The sequence below is a fragment of the Neisseria sp. HMSC065D04 genome (assembly GCF_001815675.1).
Taxonomy (GTDB): domain Bacteria; phylum Pseudomonadota; class Gammaproteobacteria; order Burkholderiales; family Neisseriaceae; genus Neisseria.
In genome coordinates this window covers 11,599-15,163 of sequence record NZ_KV821486.1, presented here as the reverse complement: position 1 = coordinate 15,163, position 3,565 = coordinate 11,599, and the positions used below count along the sequence as shown (strand labels likewise).

The 3,565-nt window shown below is 47.2% G+C and carries 4 protein-coding genes; all 4 read right to left on the bottom strand.

Translation table 11 applies throughout. The features are described 5' to 3' along the window. The coding region (locus HMPREF3050_RS14965) for a tetratricopeptide repeat protein (RefSeq protein WP_246830205.1) at positions 1-375 on the bottom strand (375 nt) is incomplete at its 3' end. A gap of 83 nt (positions 376-458) precedes the next feature. Continuing rightward, the gene (locus tag HMPREF3050_RS02125) at positions 459-1,262 is read right to left on the bottom strand and encodes a tetratricopeptide repeat protein (protein WP_070773283.1); all 804 of its coding nucleotides are present in this window, start codon (positions 1,260-1,262) and stop codon (positions 459-461) included. Between the two features lie 70 nt (positions 1,263-1,332). Further along, a complete protein-coding gene (locus HMPREF3050_RS02120; RefSeq protein WP_070773282.1) occupies positions 1,333-2,379 on the bottom strand; it encodes an SEL1-like repeat protein in 1,047 nt (348 codons plus the stop codon). Between the two features lie 71 nt (positions 2,380-2,450). Next, on the bottom strand, positions 2,451-3,565 hold a 1,115-nt coding region (locus tag HMPREF3050_RS02115; protein ID WP_070773281.1), incomplete at its 5' end, for an SEL1-like repeat protein.

Here is a 3,565-nt window from a genome sequence, read left to right as displayed (position 1 = left end):
GTTGGCATACATCACACCCAAATTATATTGGGCTTTAGCATATCCTTGTTCTGCAGCCTTGCCAAACCACTGCACCGCCTGTGCATCGTCTTGACGGACTCCCTGTCCGTTGATATACGCCACACCCAAATTATATTGGGCTTTAGCATGCCCTTGTTCTGCAGCCTTGCGATACCACTGCACTGCCTGTGCATCGTCTTGACGGACTCCTTGCCCATTGTCGTACATCACACCCAAATTATATTGGGCAGCTGCAAATCCTTGTTCTGCAGCTTGAAGCGTTTTCTTAAAATCCGGCACATTATCAGCCCAAGCTGCTTGCCCTATGCCCAAAGCCAGCAAAGCAACCATCATTTTTTTCAATACGGTGTTCATCTCAAAATCCTTTTTTATTTAGAATGTTTTTGGGTTTGTCTATGTACTTCAGACGACCTTTGGGAAAGGTTTCATTATCCTACTTAATCCAATGTACGGTAAGCGTCACAACTTTGCTGATCTCCATTGGTACAAGCCTTGCCAAGCCATTCTTTGGCAATTGTATAATTTTGGGGGACGCCTCGACCAAACGCGTACATAAGCGCCAAATTATGTTGGGCATAGGCATCCCCTTGTTCCGCAGCCTTGCGAAACCACCCCGCTGCCTGTGCATAGTCTTGGCGGACGCCTCGTCCTGTTTCATACATCAAACCTAAATTAAATTGGGCGGTAGCCGTCCCTTGTTCCGCTGCTTTGAGAAACCATTCTACTGCCCGTGCATAGTCTTGACGAACACCTTGTCCTTTTTCATACATTACACCCAAATTATTTTGGGCCGGAGCATACCCTTGTTTTGCCGACTTGTGATACCACTCCATTGCCTGTAAGTAATCTTGACGGACTCCTTGCCCATTGGCATACATTGCACCCAAATTATTTTGAGCAGAGGGATGCCCTTGTTCCGCAGCCTTGCGATACCATTCTGCCGCCTGTGCGTAGTCTTGATGATTACTGGAATCGTTGGCATACAGCAATCCCAAATTATATTGGGCTGCGGCAGCCCCTTGTTCTGCCGCCTTACGATACCACTTCATTGCCTGTGTATAGTCTTGATGGACACCCAGCCCTTTTTCATACATTACACCCAAATTATTTTGAGCTTTCACATTTCCCCGTTCCGCCGCTTGAAGGGTTCCCCTAAAATCAGGAATATCATCCGCCCAAGCTGCCTGCCCCATGCCCAAAGACAGCAAGGCAAGCATCATGTTTTTCAATAAGGTGTTCATCTCAAAATCCTTTTTTATTCAGAATGTTTTTGGGTTTATCTATGTGTTTCAGACGACCTTTGAGAAAGGTTTAATGTCCTTCGTTATTCAACTGTCGGTAGTCATTGCAACCATCTTGTAATCCATTATCACAGGCCTTCTTGTACCACTCTTTGGCAACTTTTCGATTTTCGGATACACCTTGTCCTTCTTCATACATCAAACCCAAATTATATTGAGCTTCTCCAATCCCCTGCTCTGCTGCCTTACGATACCATCGCACCGCCTCTGCATTATTCTGACGAACACCTTGCCCTTGTGCATACATGAAACCCAAATTATGTTGAGCTCCTGCATATTCCTGTTCCGCTGCTTTGCGATACCACTGCACCGCCTTTGCATAATCTTGGCGTACTCCTCGCCCTTCGTCATACATGGAACCTAAATGATGTTGAGCTTCTGCCAATCCCTGTTCCGCTGCCTTACGATACCACTGTACTGCCTTTGCATAGTTTTGGCGCACGCCTTGCCCCTGCTCATACATCACACCCAAATTATTTTGAGCCGTTGAATCCCCTTGTTCCGCTGCCTTACGATACCATCGCATCGCCACCGCATAGTCTTGGCGCACGCCTTGCCCTTTATCATACAGCACACCCAAATTATTTTGAGCGTCTACATCCCCTTGCTCTGCTGCCTTGCGATACCATTGCGCCGCCTTTGCATAGTCTTGGTGAAAGCCTCGCCCTTCGGCATACATCACACCCATATTATATTGGGCATCTGCAAGCCCTTGTTCTGCCGCTTTACGATACCATCTCACTGCCTCTGCATAGTCTTGATGAACGCCTTTCCCTTGTTCATACATCACACCCACATTATATTGGGCATCTACAAGGCCTTGTTCTGCCGCTTTGCGATACCACCGTGCTGCCTCTGCATAATCTTGACGAACACCTTCCCCATGTTCATACATCACACCTAAAGAAAATTGAAGCTCCGCATCGCCAGCTTCCGCCATTCGCAGCATTTCCTTTTGCGCCACCTCTCCTACATTCAGCGTATCATCCGCCCATGCTGCTTGCCCTATGCACAAAGCCAGCAAAGCAACCATCATTTTTTTCAATAATGTTTTCATTTCAAAATCCTATTTTTATCCAGAATATTTTTGGGTTTGTCTATGTATTTCAGACGACCTTTGGGAAAGGTTTAATGTCCTTCGTTATTCAACTTTCGGTAGTCATTGCAACCATCTTGGAATCCATTATCACAGGCCTTCTTGTGCCATTCTTTGGCAACTTTTCGATTTTTGGGGACGCCTTGCCCTTCTTCATACATCTCACCCAACCTATTTTGAGCCGGTGAGAACCCCTGTTCTGCTGCCTTGAGATACCATTGCAACGCCTCTGGATAGTTTTGGTGTACGCCTTTTCCTTCATAATACATCTCACCTAAATTATGTTGGGCTGGCGAGAACCCGTCTTCTGCTGCCTTACGATACCACCGCAACGCTTCTGGATAATCTTGGCGAACACCTTGCCCTTCACTATACGCCACGCCCAAATTATTTTGGGCAACTACATACCCCCGTTCTGCTGCCTTGCGATACCACCGCACTGCCTCTGCAGAGTCTTGGCGAACGCCCTGTCCTTCGTCATACAGCGCGCCCAAATTATTTTGAGCGTCTACATCGCCCTGTTCCGCTGCCTTGCGATACCATTGCGCTGCCTCTTCATAGTTTTGACGGACGCCCCGTCCATTGGCATACATCACACCCAAATGATACTGGGCATTTGCATCTCCCTGCACTGCAGCCTTGCTATACCATCGCGCCGCCTCTTCATAATTTTGACGGACGCCTTGTCCTTGTTCATACATCAACCCCAGATTTTTTTGAGCATTTACGCTCCCCTGCTCTGCTGCTTTCTGAAGCCACTCCGTTGCTTCTACGTAGTTTTTAAGAACACCATACATCATGCCCAGATTATTTTGGGCTGGGAGATACCCTTTATCTGCTGCAGAGCGGCACCATTCCATTGCCTTTTCATGGTCTTGATTAACACCTTGTCCTACGTAATACATCATACACAAATTATATTGGGCTTCTGCCTGTCCCTGTTCTGCCGCTTTGCGATACCATCGCACCGCCTCTTGATCACTCTGACGAACGCCTATCCCTCTCAAATACATCGAACCCAAAACAACTTGAACATCTGCCTCTCCCGCTTCCGCCCTTTGCACTATTTTCTTTAAATTCGGTACATCATCCGCCCAAGCTGCTTGCCCTATACCCAAAGCCAGCAAAGCAACCATCATTTTTTTCA